At 61.3% G+C, this 16630-nt stretch carries 14 protein-coding genes, 6 tRNA genes and 1 pseudogene; 16 read left to right on the top strand and 5 right to left on the bottom strand.

Annotated elements, in window-relative coordinates:
• Window positions 1-3 precede the first annotated feature (3 nt).
• From ACSPX5_RS16015 to ACSPX5_RS15995, 5 genes are all read left to right on the top strand, one after another.
• Entirely contained in the window at window positions 4-447 is a 444-nt protein-coding gene (locus ACSPX5_RS16015) for a hotdog fold thioesterase (RefSeq protein WP_007957810.1), read from the top strand.
• Between the two features lie 115 nt (window positions 448-562).
• Complete coding sequence (locus ACSPX5_RS16010; RefSeq protein WP_207867651.1) at window positions 563-1369, top strand: alpha/beta fold hydrolase; 807 nt, start codon at window positions 563-565, stop codon at window positions 1367-1369.
• On the top strand, window positions 1366-2220 hold the full coding sequence (locus ACSPX5_RS16005; RefSeq protein ID WP_439819893.1) for an alpha/beta hydrolase: 855 nt from the start codon (window positions 1366-1368) through the stop codon (window positions 2218-2220). Before ACSPX5_RS16010 ends, ACSPX5_RS16005 begins: the two co-directional genes overlap by 4 nt.
• A gap of 127 nt (window positions 2221-2347) precedes the next feature.
• Window positions 2348-3154: a DUF4892 domain-containing protein gene (locus tag ACSPX5_RS16000; RefSeq protein WP_439819892.1), complete on the top strand. Its 807-nt coding sequence runs from the start codon at window positions 2348-2350 to the stop codon at window positions 3152-3154.
• 69 nt (window positions 3155-3223) lie between these two features.
• Entirely contained in the window at window positions 3224-4276 is a 1053-nt protein-coding gene (locus tag ACSPX5_RS15995) for an AI-2E family transporter (RefSeq protein WP_207867658.1), read from the top strand.
• A gap of 626 nt (window positions 4277-4902) precedes the next feature.
• Here ACSPX5_RS15995 and xopAW read toward each other — a convergent pair.
• The 3 genes from xopAW to ACSPX5_RS15980 form a co-directional block, all read right to left on the bottom strand.
• Window positions 4903-5553 carry a XopAW family type III secretion system calcium-binding effector gene (gene xopAW / locus ACSPX5_RS15990; protein WP_439819891.1) on the bottom strand — a complete coding sequence of 217 codons (651 nt, stop codon included), beginning with the start codon at window positions 5551-5553 and terminating at the stop codon, window positions 4903-4905.
• A gap of 109 nt (window positions 5554-5662) precedes the next feature.
• Entirely contained in the window at window positions 5663-6712 is a 1050-nt protein-coding gene (locus ACSPX5_RS15985; protein ID WP_439819890.1) for a sensor histidine kinase, read from the bottom strand.
• A complete protein-coding gene (locus tag ACSPX5_RS15980; RefSeq protein WP_169431461.1) occupies window positions 6712-7461 on the bottom strand; it encodes a response regulator in 750 nt (249 codons plus the stop codon). The genes ACSPX5_RS15985 and ACSPX5_RS15980 overlap by 1 nt, the downstream gene beginning before the upstream one ends.
• Before the next feature lie 295 nt (window positions 7462-7756).
• Here ACSPX5_RS15980 and pyrF point away from each other — a divergent pair, with 295 nt between their 5' ends.
• Window positions 7757-8455 carry an orotidine-5'-phosphate decarboxylase gene (gene pyrF, locus ACSPX5_RS15975; RefSeq protein ID WP_065258867.1) on the top strand — a complete coding sequence of 233 codons (699 nt, stop codon included), beginning with the start codon at window positions 7757-7759 and terminating at the stop codon, window positions 8453-8455.
• A 52-nt stretch (window positions 8456-8507) separates the two neighbouring features.
• Here pyrF and ACSPX5_RS15970 read toward each other — a convergent pair whose 3' ends face one another.
• Window positions 8508-9512: an NADP-dependent oxidoreductase gene (locus ACSPX5_RS15970; protein ID WP_439819889.1), complete on the bottom strand. Its 1005-nt coding sequence runs from the start codon at window positions 9510-9512 to the stop codon at window positions 8508-8510.
• 228 nt (window positions 9513-9740) lie between these two features.
• Between ACSPX5_RS15970 and ACSPX5_RS15965 the strand changes: the two genes are divergently transcribed.
• The 4 genes and pseudogenes from ACSPX5_RS15965 to ACSPX5_RS15950 all read left to right on the top strand — a co-directional run bounded on the left by ACSPX5_RS15965 (window position 9741) and on the right by ACSPX5_RS15950 (window position 14168).
• Window positions 9741-10502, top strand: coding sequence for an SDR family oxidoreductase (locus tag ACSPX5_RS15965; RefSeq protein WP_085710959.1), 762 nt, complete (start codon window positions 9741-9743; stop codon window positions 10500-10502).
• 195 nt (window positions 10503-10697) lie between these two features.
• Entirely contained in the window at window positions 10698-12098 is a 1401-nt protein-coding gene (locus tag ACSPX5_RS15960) for a PLP-dependent aminotransferase family protein (RefSeq protein WP_439819888.1), read from the top strand.
• Between the two features lie 108 nt (window positions 12099-12206).
• Window positions 12207-13259: pseudogene (locus tag ACSPX5_RS15955) on the top strand (methyl-accepting chemotaxis protein); the annotation flags it as partial.
• 27 nt (window positions 13260-13286) lie between these two features.
• Window positions 13287-14168 carry a methyl-accepting chemotaxis protein gene (locus ACSPX5_RS15950; RefSeq protein ID WP_439822034.1) on the top strand — a complete coding sequence of 294 codons (882 nt, stop codon included), beginning with the start codon at window positions 13287-13289 and terminating at the stop codon, window positions 14166-14168.
• Between the two features lie 582 nt (window positions 14169-14750).
• Here ACSPX5_RS15950 and ACSPX5_RS15945 read toward each other — a convergent pair.
• Entirely contained in the window at window positions 14751-15509 is a 759-nt protein-coding gene (locus ACSPX5_RS15945) for a hypothetical protein (protein WP_207865560.1), read from the bottom strand.
• A gap of 387 nt (window positions 15510-15896) precedes the next feature.
• Here ACSPX5_RS15945 and ACSPX5_RS15940 point away from each other — a divergent pair.
• From ACSPX5_RS15940 to ACSPX5_RS15915, 6 genes are all read left to right on the top strand, one after another.
• Window positions 15897-15972, top strand: a tRNA-Glu gene (locus tag ACSPX5_RS15940).
• A 2-nt stretch (window positions 15973-15974) separates the two neighbouring features.
• A tRNA-Gly gene (locus ACSPX5_RS15935) sits at window positions 15975-16050 on the top strand.
• A 104-nt stretch (window positions 16051-16154) separates the two neighbouring features.
• Window positions 16155-16230 (top strand) — tRNA-Glu (locus ACSPX5_RS15930).
• A 3-nt stretch (window positions 16231-16233) separates the two neighbouring features.
• Window positions 16234-16309: transfer RNA gene (locus ACSPX5_RS15925), tRNA-Gly, on the top strand.
• A gap of 58 nt (window positions 16310-16367) precedes the next feature.
• A tRNA-Glu gene (locus ACSPX5_RS15920) sits at window positions 16368-16443 on the top strand.
• A 2-nt stretch (window positions 16444-16445) separates the two neighbouring features.
• Window positions 16446-16521 (top strand) — tRNA-Gly (locus ACSPX5_RS15915).
• Window positions 16522-16630 lie beyond the last annotated feature (109 nt).

Genomic DNA, 16630 nt, shown 5'->3' with positions numbered 1-16630 from the left:
GCGATGACCTTGTGGCGCACCACTCCGAACATCGAGCAGTTGAACGCAATCCAGAAAAACACCATCGGCGAAGTGCTGGACATCCGTTTCGAGTCCTTCGACGAAGAGTCCCTGACGGCCAGCATGGTGATCGACCATCGCACCCACCAGCCTTATGGCTTGCTGCATGGCGGCGCCTCGGTGGTGCTGGCCGAGACCGTCGGTTCGATGGCCAGTTACCTGTGCATCGACGCCAGCAAGTTCTATTGCGTGGGTCTGGAGATCAACGCCAACCACCTGCGGGGCCTGCGCAGTGGGCGGGTGACGGCGGTGGCCAAGCCGATTCACATCGGCCGCACCACTCACGTCTGGGACATCCGCCTGACCAGCGATGAAGGCAAGGCCAGTTGCGTGTCGCGGCTGACCATGGCGGTGGTGCCGTTGGGCGAACAGCCACCCGCACGCTGACCGATCCGTCATGGCCCTGACCGGACTGTCATCATTCCTGGCAGTTACGGTCATTGCTGTGCAACGCGGTCTTGCGGACAATCAACGCCTGTTTACCGCTCATGGATTTACCGGTATGTCGCAACCGATCTTTTTCGCTCATGCCAACGGTTTCCCGTCGGGCACCTACGGCAAGCTGTTCTCGGCGCTGGCGCCCGAGTTCCGGGTGACGCATCTGGAGCAACATGCCCACGATCCGCGTTTCCCGGCGGGTGACAACTGGTACCACCTGGTCGACGAGCTGATTCATCACCTGCAACAGCAGGAGGAGCCGGTGTGGGGCGTTGGCCATTCCTTCGGCGGGATGCTGCATCTGCACGCCGCACTGCGTTGCCCGGAGCTGTATCGCGGGGTGGTGATGCTCGATTCGCCAGTGCTGACCCGCACCGATCAATGGGTGATCCGCGCTGCCAAACGCTTTGGTTTCATCGACAAACTCACCCCGGCCGGTCGCACCCTGGGGCGGCGTGAAGAGTTCGCCGACCTTGACAGTGCCCGCAGCTACTTTGCCGGCAAGACCCTGTTCCGCGGCTTCGATCCCGAGTGCTTCGACGCCTACCTGCAACACGGTTTGCACAAGGTCGGTGACAAGTTGCGCCTGCGCTTCGATCCGGCCACCGAGATCAGCATCTATCGAGGCGTGCCGCACACCAGTCCCGGGCGTACCCGGCAGCTTCAGGTGCCGCTGGCGGTGGTGCGCGGGCACAAGAGTCGTGTGGTGATGAACCATCACACCCGGTTCGTCGGCCGTCTGCCTCAGGGCGAGTCGCTCACAGTGCCGGGCGGGCACATGTTTCCCCTTGAACGTCCGCAGGACACCGCGCAGCTGCTGAAAAAACTGTTCAGTCGCTGGGAAAACCGCCAGCAAAAGGATTGTGCATGAGCCCTGTGGTCGAGGAAGTGCGCCTGAGCCTGCCGCATATCGAACTGGCGGCGCATATTTTCGGCCCGGAAGACGGGTTGCCGGTGATCGCCCTGCACGGCTGGCTGGACAATGCCAACAGCTTCGCCCGCCTTGCGCCCAGGCTTGAAGGCTTGCGCATTGTTGCGCTGGACATGGCCGGCCACGGTCATTCGGGGCATCGTCCGGTCGGCGCAGGTTACGCGTTGTGGGACTACGCCTATGACGTGCTGCAAGTGGCCGAACAATTGGGCTGGAAGCGCTTCGGCCTGCTCGGCCATTCGCTGGGGGCGGTAGTTTCACTGGTGCTGGCGGGGTCGTTGCCGGAGCGCATCACCCATCTGGCATTGATCGACGGGGTGATTCCTCCCACGGATAAAGGCGAAAACGCCGCCGAACGCATGGGCATGGCCCTGCAGGCGCAGCTTGATTTGCGAGAAAAACGCAAACCGGTCTACGCCACCCTCGACCGGGCCATCGAAGTGCGCATGAAAGGCCTGGTGGCGGTCAGCCGGGAGGCCGCCGAACTGCTGGCGCAACGAGGCCTGATGCCAGTGCCCGGCGGTTACACCTGGCGCACCGACAACCGGCTGACCCTGCCATCGCCATTGCGTCTGACCCAGGAGCAGGCGATGGCCTTCATCCAGCGGATCGCCTGTCCTGCACAATTGGTGGTGGCGGCCGACGGCATGCTGGCCAAGCATCCAGAGCTGCTGGAACGTCTACCCTTTAGCCGGGAACAGCTGCCCGGCGGGCACCATTTGCACCTGAACGACGAGTCGGGTGCGGTCCTTGTCGCAGACTGTTTCAATCGGTTCTTCGCCATTCCTTGACTTGCCCCGGGCAACTGTCGAGGCTGGGCGGGTTGAAATGGGAGACAACCACAATGGATTTCTACACCGCTGCGAACCCGAATAGCCAGAAAGGCGCTCCGGCCATGCCGATCCGATGAGCCTGTCCATGCGAACTTTCAGTCTGCTGGCGCTGTGCTGTTTCAGTCCCGTGTTGCTCGCTGCCGACCTGCCGGGCAGTCAGGATCTGCCGATCGTGCCGCGTCTGGCCGATGCGCAGATCGTTGACTATCGCCCGTCCGCGACGCTGGAGCGGATCTACCCGATGGGCTCGATCCGCAAGATCAGCGGCCAGTTGCGTTTCGACGGTCAGGTCGGCGCCCGGGGGCAGACCACCTCGGTCACCTACGAACTGCCACCCGAACACTCCGCCAACGAAGCCTTCACCGTCGCCCGCGAGGCCCTGCAAAAACAGGACGCTGAACTGTTGTTCTGGTGTCAGGCCAGGGATTGCGGCGAAAGCAGCCTGTGGGCCAACGAGGTATTCGGCAATGCCAAGCTGTACGGAGCCGACGAGCAGCAGGCCTATCTGCTGCTGAGGCTGGCGGCACCTCGCGACAACACGCTGGTGGCGCTGTACAGCATCACTCGCGGCAATCGCAAAGCCTATCTGCACGTCGAGCAATTCGAGGCCGCCACGCCGTTGGGTGAGCTGCTGCCGACATCCGCGACCCTGTTGCGCCAGTTGAAAGACACCGGTGAGCTGAAATTGCCGAAACTGGCCGGTGATCCGGATGACACCTGGTTGCGTCTGCTGTCTCGTGGCCTGAACCTCGACACCACTTTGCGGGTGACGGTTTCCGGGCTCAAAGCCGAAGCCTGGCGTCAGGCGCTGATCGCGCAGGGTGTGCGCGCGGCACGCATGGAGACCGGCAATGTCGAAGGTGCCGGCCTGCGCATCGATCTGTTGCGATAAGGTGTCTCTGGCGGACACGCCCGGCGTGTTCGCCTACTCTTTGCCTGACTGACTTTTTCGAGATTTCACATGCCCAATAATGATCGTCTGCTGGTGCAGATCCTGTTGCTGGTGTTGTTCGGTGCCAGTTTCTGGGTGATGGCGCCGTTCTGGTCGGCGCTGTTCTGGGGCGCGGTGCTGGCGTTCGCCAGTTGGCCGTTGATGCTTCTGCTGACGCGCTGGCTCGGTGGCCGCGAATCACTGGCGGCAGGCATCCTGACCCTGGGCTGGATGTTGCTGGTGGCGGCACCGCTGGTATGGCTGGGGTTCAACCTGGCCGATCACGTGCGCGATGCCACAGTGTTCATCAAGGATGTGCAGGTTGATGGCCTGCCGGAGGCGCCGGCCTGGCTCGGCACGATTCCGCTGGTGGGGGAGCGGCTGGTCGGGTTCTGGAACAGCGTCGATCAGCAGGGGGCGGCGCTGATGGTATCGCTCAAGCCTTATCTGGGGCAGGTCGGCAACTGGCTGCTGGCGCGCAGTGCGCAGATCGGCGGCGGGATTCTCGAGCTGACCCTGAGCATTGTCTTCGTGTTCTTTTTCTACCGTGACGGGCCGCGGCTGGCGGCGTTCGTGCACGGTCTGCTGGAGCGCTTGATCGGTGATCGTGCCGGGTATTACATCGAGTTGGTGGCCGGTACGGTGCAGCGGGTGGTCAACGGGGTGATCGGTACGGCGGCGGCGCAAGCGGTGCTGGCGCTGATCGGTTTCTTGATTGCCGGGGTGCCGGGGGCTTTAGTGCTGGGGATCGTGACGTTCCTGCTCAGTCTGATTCCGATGGGGCCGCCGCTGGTGTGGATTCCGGCCACGGCCTGGCTGGCCTGGAAGGGCGAGTACGGGATGGCGGTATTTCTCGGAATCTGGGGGACGTTCATCATCAGTGGCGTGGATAACGTGCTCAAGCCGTATCTGATCAGCCGTGGCGGGAATCTGCCGCTGGTGATTGTGTTGCTCGGGGTGTTTGGCGGGTTGATTGCGTTTGGGTTTATCGGGTTGTTTATCGGGCCTACGCTTTTGGCGGTTGCTTATAGTTTGTTGACGGATTGGAGCAAGAGTCAGGGGCGGGTTGAGGATCGGCGTTGAAGGTTAGCCTTGGCGGCCTTCGGGCCGGCCAGGCTTTGGGTTGTTTTGGGTGAATATCCGTTTCTTCGGGTGTTGCGGCTGGCGGTTTCGCCCTTACGGCGAGTCCCTTTTTCAGACGCCAAAAAGGAACCAAAAGGCTTGGCCCCAACGTTCGGCGCCTCGCTGTGGCTCGGCGTCCCTTCGCTCCGGGATTCATCCGGGGGCATCGCCTACGGTTTGCTTCGCTGCACCTCCTCTCGATGTGTTTGGCTTCGCCAAACGGCGCTTCGCGCCCACCCCCGGATAAATCCCTCCACTCAGCCTCTCAACGGGGCCGGTACGTCAAAAGCGGTACTTGAGCTAACGCTCATCGTGTTGAGTGGTGGGAAGCCAAAGCCAAAGCCAAGGCAGAAGCAGAGGTAGAGGTAGAGGTAGAGGAGGCCGGTGCGGGATGTGTGCTTTTAAAGACCCGAGTTCACCTCGGTATGTCACGTCGGCGTACCTCTCCCAAACAACTCGGTCAGTCCCCTCTCCCTATGGGAGAGGGCTAGGGTGAGGGGGGGGCTTTCATTGACACCCCGCAAAACGAAGGCAAACGACTAACCCGGCAAGCTCTGATCGCCCAGCGATCACTTCACCGCATTACTTCAAGTCGCCACATTCAAATACTTGCCCACCGACGCCGCACTATCGAGCGAATACTGCTTGCTCAAGTTGGCAATCATCCGGTTCAACGCTTCGGTAGTGGTTTGAGTAGTACTGGCAGTCTGTTCATCGCCCGGACGCTGGCGCCCCGCCTGTAACGCCACCTTCAACTCGTCACTGCTCACGCCACCACTGCTGTCGCTATCCAGTACCTTGAGCAGCGCCGCACTGCTATCGCTGCTGGAGGACGAGGTGCTTTCGCTGGCCTGCAACGCGCTGCTCAGTTCGTCGCCGCTGATGGCGCCGTCGCCGTCGGTGTCGAGGGCTTTGATCAGGGCGTCGGCCAGGTCGGTGTTGGGGGCCCGGTTGTGGTCGGGTGGCGGTGGGGGCGCCATGGCGGCCATTTCGTCGGCGCTGAGGCTGCCGCTGCTGTCGCTGTCCAGGTCGCCGAATTGTTTGCTCAGGTTGACCAGCAAACCGTCACTGGATTTTTGCGACAGGGCGCTGCTCAGTTCGTCCTGATCCACCGCGCCGTCGCCGTTGCTGTCGAGTTTGGCGAACAGTTCTTTTTGCAGTTGCTGGCTGCGGGCGTTTTGCGTGGTGGTGCTGCTGGTGCTGGTGTAGCTCGTGTAGTTGCTCACGCTACTGATCATCGGGCTCTCTCCTTGGGCTGGAAACCGGTTTGTGTACCGGCTTATGCAGCGTCAAGGCGGGAGGTGTCGTGGGTATGTGGATTTTGTACCGGGCGGTACACAGTCGGCTTCAGTGGCGGGGCAGGCGAATTACGGCGGTGAGGCCGCCGCCGGGAGTTTCTTCGAGGTTGAGTTGTCCGCCTTGGCGTTGCGCGGCTTCCCGGGCGATGGTCATGCCCAGGCCCACGCCACCGGAGTTGCGGTTGCGTGAGCCTTCGAGGCGGAAGAACGGTTCGAACACCGCTTCGCGCTTGTCGGCGGCGATGCCCGGGCCGTGGTCGATGACGCGGATCAGCAGGTGTTCGCGCTGATCCTGCAGTTCGATGTGAGCTTGGCCGGCGTAGCGCAGGGCGTTGTCCATCAGGTTGTTGATGCACGAGCGCAGTGCCATCGGCTGCACTTGCAAGGGCGCGCAGTGGCCGCTGACCTGTACGTCGGCGCCTTGATCCTGGGCGTTTTCGCACAGTGATTCGACCAGCGCCTGCACGTCCATCATCTGCAGCGCTTCGCTGGTGCGCTGTTCGTGCAGGTAGGTGAGGGTGGCATCGAGCATGCCGATCATGTCGTTCAGGTCCTGACGCATCTGGCCCTGGAGCTTGTCGTCGTCGATCTTTTCCAGGCGCAGTTTCAGCCGCGACAGTGGCGTGCGCAGGTCGTGGGAGACGGCGCCGAGCATTCGTGCGCGTTGCTGAACCTGTTCGCGAATCCGCTGTTGCATCAGGTTGAAGGTGTGAGCGGCCTGTCGGGCTTCTCGCGGGCCTGATTCATCCAGCGGCGGGCTGTCGAGGTTTTCGCTGAGGCGTTCGGCGGCGTCGCTCAGACGCTGGATCGGCCGGCTCAAGAGTTTGGCGCCGTACCACGCAGCGATCATCAGTGAGATGAACTGAAAGGTCAGTGGCACCAGCGGCCCGCCGAACCAGGGACGCGGCGGTCGATGGGCGAAGCGCGGATCTGGTGTCGGACGTTGTCCTTCGACGCCTTGGGAAAATTCCGGCGGCGGAGGGGGCGGAGGCGGGCCGTAATGGTGGAACCAGGCGAAGGCCAACAGGTGCGCCAGGACGATCGCCACAAACAGCATGCCAAACAGGCGGCCGAACAGCGTGTCGAAGCGCACCCGCATCAGCCGATGTCCCGTGCGTCGAACAGGTAACCTTCACCGCGTACGGTCTTGATCAGTTGGGGGGCTTTCGGGTCGTCGCCGAGTTTTTGCCGCAGGCGCGAGACCAGCAGGTCGATGCTGCGGTCGAAGGCTTCGATCGAACGGCCACGGGCGGCGTCCAGCAGTTGTTCGCGGCTGAGCACCCGGCGCGGACGTTCGATGAACACCCAGAGCAGGCGGAATTCGGCGTTGGACAGCGGCACCACCAGACCATCGTCGGCGATCAACTGGCGCAGGACGCTGTTCAGGCGCCAGTTGTCGAAGCGAATGTTCGCACGCTGTTCGGTGCGGTCGTCGCGCACCCGACGCAGGATCGTCTGGATCCGCGCCACCAGCTCGCGGGGTTCGAACGGTTTGGCCATATAGTCATCGGCGCCGAGTTCCAGGCCGATGATGCGGTCGGTCGGTTCGCAGCGCGCAGTGAGCATCAGGATCGGGATGTCAGACTCTGCGCGCAGCCAGCGGCACAGCGACAGGCCGTCTTCGCCGGGCAGCATCAGGTCGAGTACCACCACGTCGAAATGTTCGGCCTGCATCGCCTGGCGCATGGCCGCGCCGTCGGTGACGCCGCTGGCGTGAATGTTGAAGCGCGCCAGGTAGTCGATCATCAGTTCGCGGATCGGCACGTCATCGTCGACGATCAGGGCCCGGATGCTCCAGCGCTTGTCGTCTTTCTGCTCTTCATTCACGGAGGCTTGGGAATTGTGCATGAGGCTGTTCATCTGCCAGTAGGCCGCCAACCACAAAGATAGGCTGCGAGGTTGTGGTTTCAGCATAGGCGTCCGGCCGTGAGGCGGGAAGGGCTGCTGTAAGGACATGTTGCGGCTGGCGAGGCTAGCGCGGACGCATGTTGTCGGCGTGTCGGTTGTGTATCGGCTTCGACACAATACCCGGCAAGGCTATGCTGATCACGTCCGGCGCGACGATTTACCGATCATCGGGTGCCGCGCCGCCGCCGGTTCCGCTACAATGCGCGCCGATTTCGACTTGCCTGAGAGCCCATCCATGTCCGCCTGCCAGACTCCTATCATCGTCGCCCTGGATTTCCCCACCCGTGACGCCGCACTGAAGCTGGCCGACCAGTTGGACCCGAAACTGTGCCGGGTCAAAGTGGGCAAGGAACTGTTCACCAGCTGTGCCTCGGAAATCGTCGGCACCCTGCGTGACAAGGGTTTTGAAGTGTTTCTCGACCTGAAATTCCACGACATTCCCAACACCACCGCAATGGCGGTCAAGGCCGCTGCCGAGATGGGGGTGTGGATGGTCAACGTTCACTGCTCCGGCGGCCTGCGCATGATGGCGGCCTGCCGTGAAGAGCTGGACAAGCGCAGCGGCCCGCAACCCCTGCTGATCGGCGTGACCGTGCTGACCAGCATGGAGCGTGAGGATCTGGCGGGTATCGGTCTGGACATCGAGCCGCAGGAGCAGGTGCTGCGTCTGGCGGCACTGGCCGAGAAGGCCGGGATGGACGGTCTGGTGTGCTCGGCGCTGGAAGCCACCGCGCTGAAAACCGCGCACCCGTCGCTGCAACTGGTGACTCCGGGGATTCGTCCGGCCGGCAGCGCCCAGGACGACCAGCGTCGCATCCTGACCCCGCGTCAGGCGCTGGATGCCGGTTCCGATTATCTGGTGATCGGCCGTCCGATCAGCCAGGCAGCGGATCCGGCCAAGGCGCTGGCCTCGGTGGTTGCCGAACTGGCCTGAGCGAACAGCTGAAGTATCAAGGAAGGGAGCCCGATGGCTCCCTTCCTTGTTTTCAGACTTTCAATACCAGCTTGCCGAAGTTCTCTCCGCTGAACAGTTTGCCCAGGGTTTCCGGAAAGGTTTCCAGGCCTTCGACGATGTCTTCCTTGCTCTTGAGTTGACCCTTGGCCATCCAGCCGGCCATTTCCTGGGCGGCGCTGGCGTACTGCGCGGCGTAATCCATCACCACGAAACCTTCCATCCGCGCGCGGTTGACCAGCAGCGACAGGTAGTTGGCCGGGCCTTTGACCGCTTCCTTGTTGTTGTACTGGCTGATCGCGCCGCAGATCACCACGCGTGCTTTCAGGTTGATACGGCTGAGTACGGCGTCGAGGATGTCGCCGCCGACGTTGTCGAAATACACGTCCACGCCTTTCGGGCATTCGCGCTTGAGTCCGGCGAGTACGTCTTCGCTCTTGTAGTCGATGGCGCCGTCAAAACCCAGTTCATCGATCAGGAACTTGCACTTGTCCGCGCCGCCGGCAATCCCGACCACCCGGCAACCTTTGATCTTGGCAATCTGCCCGGCAATGCTGCCGACCGCGCCCGCAGCGCCGGACAACACCACGGTGTCGCCGGCCTTCGGTGCGCCGACATCGAGCAGGGCGAAGTAGGCGGTCATACCGGTCATGCCCAGTGCGGACAGGTAAACCGGCAGCGGTGCCAGTTTCGGATCGACCTTGTAGAAACCTCTCGGCTCACCGAGGAAATAATCCTGCACGCCCAAGGCACCGTTGACGTAGTCCCCGACCGCGAACCCCGGATTGTTTGACGCGATGACTTTGCCTACGCCCAGCGCGCGCATGACTTCACCCAGACCCACCGGCGGGATGTAGGATTTGCCTTCGTTCATCCAGCCGCGCATGGCCGGGTCGAGGGACAGGTATTCGTTCTTGACCAGAATCTGCCCCGCCGCCGGTTCGCCGACCGGTACTTCCTGATAGGTGAAGGTCTCGCGGGTGGCGGCGCCCACCGGGCGTTTGGCGAGCAGGAACTGGCGATTGGTCTGGTTGGTCATGACAGGCACTCGAATTGAATGAAGCCTTGTTGATAGACCTTCATGGGCGATGCCGCAAGGTTGGCTCACGGGGCGAATGCAGGTTGATCCAGTACGGTGATAGTCCCCGGCGGGGTTTCATCACTGCGATTCATGAAAGGCTAACCGGCCTTTTGATAGTGCTGACGTCACTCAGGCCCCTGTGGCTATGCTGCCTTCATCAATTCCCCCGCATTCGAGGACATAACAATGAGCATGACGTTTTCCGGTCAGGTCGCCGTCGTCACCGGCGCGGCCAACGGCATCGGCCGCGCGACGGCCCAGGCATTCGCTGCCGAAGGTCTGAAAGTGGTGGTGGCCGATCTGGATGCGGCCGGGGGCGAGGGCACCGTGGCGCTGATTCGTACAGCCGGAGGGGAAGCGACCTTCGTGCGTTGTAATGTGACCGTCGAGAGCGAAGTGAAAAATCTGATGGACGAGGTGATCAAGACCTACGGCCGTCTCGACTATGCCTTCAACAACGCCGGGATCGAGATCGAGAAGGGCAAGCTGGCTGAGGGCTCTATGGATGAGTTCGATGCAATCATGGGCGTCAACGTCAAGGGCGTCTGGTTGTGCATGAAGTATCAGCTGCCGTTGCTGCTGGCTCAGGGGGGCGGGGCGATCGTCAACACCGCGTCGGTGGCCGGACTGGGCGCTGCGCCGAAGATGAGCATCTACGCCGCCTCCAAGCATGCGGTGATCGGCCTGACCAAATCGGCTGCTATCGAATATGCCAAGAAGAAAATCCGCGTCAACGCCGTATGCCCGGCAGTGATCGATACCGACATGTTCCGTCGCGCCTATGAGGCCGACCCGAAGAAAGGCGAATTCGCCAACGCCATGCACCCCGTCGGCCGTATCGGCAAGGTCGAGGAAATCGCCAGTGCCGTGCTGTACCTGTGCAGCGATGGTGCAGCGTTCACCACCGGCCATTCACTGGCCGTGGACGGGGGTGTGACCGCGTTCTGAAAAGGCATCCGTTGTTGCAGGAAAAAGACCCGCCCGCTCGCGGTTTTTTTTTCGCCTGCGCCCGGCTCCATGTGATTGATAAACATTGTGTTTCAAATGGTTAGAACGGTGGCTTTTGACGGCGTTGTCGCACAGCCTGACCGACGCGGCTGTGATTTACTGCCGCGAGTAAAACGGACAGGAGTTTGGCCACTCATGGAATTGAGAATTGACCGACAGGCAATGGTGCCGGTCGTACAGCAGATTGTTGATGGATTGACCGAGTGGATCGTGCGGGGTCAGGTACCGCCGACGACGCGCCTGCCTTCAGTACGGCAAATCGCGCGATCGAATCTGCTCAGCCAGTCGAATGTCGTGGAAGCCTGCGAGCGTCTGGTAGCGCAGGGCGTTCTCGCCTCACGGCAGGGTGCCGGTTTCATGGTCGCAAGCGCGTTGCCAGTGTGTTGCAAGGCCTTTGACAGTCCGGCTTTCGCGGGCGAACACCGCGGCGGTGATACGGATCCGCAATGGCGTGCAGGCCTGAAACTGGGTGATGGTGTCTTGCCGCAGAGCTGGCGAGAACCTGACGATCTCAGCTACGCGATCCGTCAGGTGGCCCGCGCCGACATGTTCAGTCTGTTCAACTACAACACGCCCCTGGGGCTGCCCGCGTTGCGCGAACAAATCGTCAAACGCCTCGGGTTGCTGGAAATCCAGGCTGATGACGATCGCGTGCTGACCACGACCGGTGCCAGCCACGCGCTTGACCTGATCGTGCGGACCCTGTTTCGGGCCGGCGATTGTGTGGTGGTCGAGACACCGGGTTACGCACCGCTGTTCGATCTCCTGCGGCTGCACGGCGTGCGCATGCTGGAGGTCAGCCGCACACCCAGCGGGCCGGACATCGAAGCGCTCGAGATTCTGCTGCGGCAGTTCCGGCCGGCGGCGATGTTCATCAACAGTCATCACCACAATCCCACCGGAAGTTGTCTGACGCCGGCGGTCGCGCGCCGCATTCTGCAATTGAGCAAAACCTACGACCTGCGGCTGATCGAAGATGACGTCTTTGCCGATCTGCACAATGGCAGCGGCACGCGACTGGCTGCGCTGGACGATGAAGGGCGGGTGATCTATGTCGGCAGTTTTTCCAAGACACTCAGCAGCTCGTTACGGGTAGGCTTCGTGCTGGCCGGTTTCGAGGTGATCGAGCAACTGGCACGGATCAAGATGATCAGTTGCATGGGCACCTCGAGGTTCAGCGAGGCAGTACTGGCAACGCTGCTGGCCAGTGGCGCCTATCGCAAGCTGGTGCAGCGCCAGCGTCAGCGGCTCAATACCGATCGTGCCGCAGCCCTTCAGGCGCTGGAGGATGCCGATTGGGAAGTGTTCGGCAAGCCGACGGGCGGCCTGTTCATCTGGGCCCGTTCGCCGTTGGCAAATGAAGAGCACTTGCGCAGGCAGGCCTTGCACTTTGGCGTGCAATTGTCCTGCGGAGCATCGTTCAGGCCCGGTGGCGAAGCCTGCGATTGGCAGCGGATCAATATCGCCTATGCCTGTGATCCGAGGGCACGGCAGTTCTTTCGCAGTACAGTCGTGGATCGACCTCAAGTGTTCTGAAAACGACGCGGACCTAGCTTTTTGCCATTATTCCGACGCCAGAGTCTTGTGCTGGTTCATGGCCATTGCGACTCTTCGGCAACAGACTTTGGCAGAGGACTACGCGCAATGATTTCGGCCGTGCAAGGACGTTTTGCCAACCTCGGTATGGCGAAAAAACTGGGTATCGGGTTTGTGCTGGTTTTGCTTTTGACCGCGCTGGTGGCGGCCATTGGCGTCTGGTCCCTGCAAACCATCAGCCAGCGCTTCGGCGGGCTCAAGCAGATGTCCTCGCTCAATAGCGGTCTGCTCAATGTGCGCTTGCTGGAGCGGGACTACGCCCTGCACGGCAACCCGAAAACGGTCGATGCCCTGCATGAAGGTGTGGATGGCCTGATCGCCATGGCCGACCAACTCAAGGCTTTGTCGCCGGGCAATGAATCGGGCATGAATGACGTCCAGCAGTCGTTGGGTGCGTACCGCAAGGCGTTCGATGAATTTGTTTCGCTGACCCAGGCCAAGGATCTGGCGCTGGAAATGGCCAGTTGGTCGGTTTCCAGCGTCGCCAACAACCTTGACGTCCTGCAGGCCGGGCTCGCCGATGATGGCGCCTATACCCTGAAAGACAGCGAAGGCAAGGATGGGGCGCAGTTCATCGAGCAGGCCAGCCAGGTCAGCCAGGTTTCGCGTCTGATGCTTCAGGCCATGAATGAAGCACGGGTGCGCCTGGATCAGAGCCGCAAGGGCGACGACAGCGCCAAGGGCAATATCGAACAGGCCGCCCAGGCCCAGACGCAAGCCGAACAATTGAAATCCACGGTCAAGGATGAGGGCTATCTGACGGTCCTCAATGAGGTGTCAGGCCACATCGCCGGTTTCAATGACAAGCTCGCCGAGTACACCGGACTGCTCGCTCAAGAAAAAACCGTGTCCGAACAATTGCACCAGCGTGCTGCGCAGGTGGTGGAGCGAGTCGATCAGGCGTATGTCGCCCAAGATGTCGCGATGCAGGCCGAGTTGAAAAAGAACTCGGTGCTGATCATCGGCTCGTCGGCGCTGGCGCTTCTGGTCGGGCTGATTGCGGCCTGGTTGATCACCCGGCTGATCGTCGCGCCGTTGCGCAGCGTGATGCGGGTCGCTCAGCGGATTGCCGACGGCGACTTGAGTGCGACGGTGGAAGTCACCCGTCGTGACGAAATCGGTCAATTGATGCTGTCCATGCAGCAGATGGGCGCGGGCCTGAGCCGCATTGTCAGCGGGTTGCAGGCGGGCATTGAGCAGTTGGCCAGCTCGGCCCAATCGCTGTCGGCTGTGACCGAGCAGACCAACCTCGAAGTCAGCAGCCAGAAAGAGGAGACCGAGCAGGTCGCCACGGCCATGAACCAGATGACCGCCACCGTCCACGACGTGGCACGCAATGCCGAGGAAGCGGCGCTTGCGGCGCAGACCGCCGACGGCAAGGTCGAGAGCGGTCAGCAGGTGGTGCGTCAGAGCATGACGCGGATCGAGCAGTTGGCGGATTCGGCGACGTCGGCCAGCTCGAGCATCGAAAGCCTGAGTGCGGAAATCCAGAACATCGGCACGGTGCTCGAAGTGATCAAGAGCGTCGCCGAACAGACCAATCTGCTGGCACTCAACGCTGCGATTGAAGCGGCGCGGGCGGGCGAGCAGGGCAGGGGGTTTGCGGTGGTTGCCGACGAGGTACGGGCGCTGGCACGGCGTACGCAGCAATCGACCGAAGAGATTGAGCGGCTGGTCAGTGCCTTGCGTTCGGCAGCCCATTCGTCGGTGCAGCAGATCCAGAGCAGTGGCGAGCTGGTGAAGCTGGCGGTGAGCGATGCGCTGCAGACCGAAAGTGCGCTGGGGAGTATTGCGGCGGCGGTTTCGTTGATTCAGCAGATGAACCAGCAAATTGCGGCGGCGGCCGAGGAGCAGAGTTCGGTGGCCGAGGAGATCAATCGCAGTGTGACCAGTATTCGGGCGAGTGCGGATCAGTCGTCGATTGCGATGCGCGGGAATGCGGCTTCGAGTGTTGAGCTGGCGCAGTTGGGGAGTGAGCTCAAGGGGATGGTGGGGCACTTTCGGCTTTGATTTGGATTTGACCTTGGCGGCCTTTGGGCCGACCAGGTTGCTGGTTGTTTGGTGTGAATATCCGTTTCTTTGGGTGCTGCCGCTGGCGGTTTCGCCCTTACGGCGAGTCCCTTTTTCAAACGCCAAAAAGGAACCAAAAGGCTGGGCCCCGGCGTTCGGCCCCTCGCTGAGGCTCGGGGTCCCTTCGTTCCGGGATTCATCCGGGGGCATCGCCTACGGTTTGCTTCGCTGCACCTCCTCTCGATGCATGCGGCTTCGCCGCACGGTCGCTGCGCTCCCACCCCCGGATAAATCCCTCCACTCAGCCTGCCGAAGGGGCCGGCACGTCAAAAGCGGTACTCGAGCTAACGCTCATCGTGTTGAGTGGTGAAAGGCAAAGCCAAAGCCAAAGCAGGAGTCGAGTTGCATGCGTTTCAAAAACCGAGTTCGACTCGGTATCTCACGTCGGCGTACCTCTCCCAAACACCTCGGTCAGTCCCCTCTCCCTCCGGGAGAGGGTTAGGGTGAGGGCGCTTTTGATTTTGATCTTTCCAGCGGCCAATAAAAAAGCCACCTCTCGGTGGCTTCTCTCAACATCTGCACTCAGTCGTAAATCACTTTCTTCTTCCAGTCCGCATCAGCCTCGACATCTTTGAGGCCGGCAGTCAGTTGGTTTTCTTCGCCTTCGACCGGGGCAATCTTGTCCATGACCTGGGCGTTGGCGCGGGCCAGCAGTTTTTCCAGGTATTGCAGTTGTTCGGCGTAGATCTGCGGGTCCTGCTGTTTGCGCAGGTACTGCACGCCGCGTTCGAAGGCGAGGCGGGCCTGGCCTGGCTGGTTTTGTTGCAGGGCGTGCTGGCCGAGGTTGTTGAAGAACTCGATGTGCAGCAGCACCAGGATATGGCGGACTTCGCGAATCCAGTGCTTGGCTTCGTTCGGTGGCAGGAAACCGTCCTGGGCGGCGCGGGTGATCTGGCCGTGCAGGGCTTCGAGCAGGAAGCGGACGTCCTTGGCCTTGGCTTCGGTCTGGATCGGCGCCGGTGGGTTGTTGACCGGGATCGATTCGCCCTGGGCGACCAGAGCGCTCAGTTCGGTGATGCGGGCCTTGACGGTAGCGCTGGTTTTTTCCAGGTTCAGCAGGCGCTGGCAGACGTTCAGTTCCAGGCGGGTCATCAAAAGCTTGAGGGCCGGGGTCATGAACTGGCCGGGGAAGGTTTCGGTCAGCTCGCCACAACGGCGCAGGCGGTCGTTGAGTTCGACCTTGGTGCGGGCCTTCTCCAGTTTGGTGTTTTCCACCACATGGTTCATGTAGCCAATGGCGATCAAGATTGCAATCCCGGCTATGACTAGCAGGGTGATCATGAGTGGTGTCACCGGTAAGACCTCTTTATAGGGTTCACGTGCGAGTGTAGTGGCTTGGCATATAGGAGCCTAGCGCCGCTCGACGGGTTGGATCAGCGAAGCTTCATCTGTATCGGCCGCAGGCCTGCTTATATAAATGCTGGCCCTTGGGGTGCAGATTGCCATCACCTGTGCCGTGGACTATAGCGCCTTGGCGAGTGTCGGAATATAGGCGTCAATCGTCGGGCAGCGGAAAAGTCCGATTCGGCCTGCAAAGCGGTTCGAAGTCATTGATTTAAATAAATTTATATCAGGGGGTTGACGACCTTCCAATCCATCCATAGAATGCGCGCCACTTGCAGCGTAAAGCTCACAGCGAAACGCGGCAGGGAGTGAATGTTGTAGTGTGTCCCCTTCGTCTAGTGGCCTAGGACACCGCCCTTTCACGGCGGTAACAGGGGTTCGAGTCCCCTAGGGGACGCCAATGCGGGAATAGCTCAGTTGGTAGAGCACGACCTTGCCAAGGTCGGGGTCGCGAGTTCGAGTCTCGTTTCCCGCTCCAATTTTAAACGGCAGTGCTTTCGGGCGGTGCTGAGTGAAACCAGAACCAAGTCTTCGGATGCGGATCTGGACACCGAAACACACACCATGTGTTCCGGGTAGCGTGTCCCCTTCGTCTAGTGGCCTAGGACACCGCCCTTTCACGGCGGTAACAGGGGTTCGAGTCCCCTAGGGGACGCCATTTGCGGGAATAGCTCAGTTGGTAGAGCACGACCTTGCCAAGGTCGGGGTCGCGAGTTCGAGTCTCGTTTCCCGCTCCAAATTCAAAAAGCGCCGCTTTGCAAAGAGCGGCGTTTTTATTAGTGAAAGTTGTAGCCTGTCCCCTTCGTCTAGTGGCCTAGGACACCGCCCTTTCACGGCGGTAACAGGGGTTCGAGTCCCCTAGGGGACGCCATTGCGGGAATAGCTCAGTTGGTAGAGCACGACCTTGCCAAGGTCGGGGTCGCGAGTTCGAGTCTCGTTTCCCGCTCCATATTCAACAAAAACGCCGCTCAGTGATGAGCGGCGTTTTTGTTTGTGCGTTTTTTGTCGCGCAATAAAAAAGGACCGCGAGGTCCTTTTTTTTGGGCCCGCCCATGTGG

The sequence above is a fragment of the Pseudomonas sp. HLG18 genome (assembly GCF_051903985.1).
GTDB classification, from domain to species: domain Bacteria; phylum Pseudomonadota; class Gammaproteobacteria; order Pseudomonadales; family Pseudomonadaceae; genus Aquipseudomonas; species Aquipseudomonas fluorescens_BT.
This window is presented reverse-complemented; position numbering and strand designations above follow the sequence as displayed.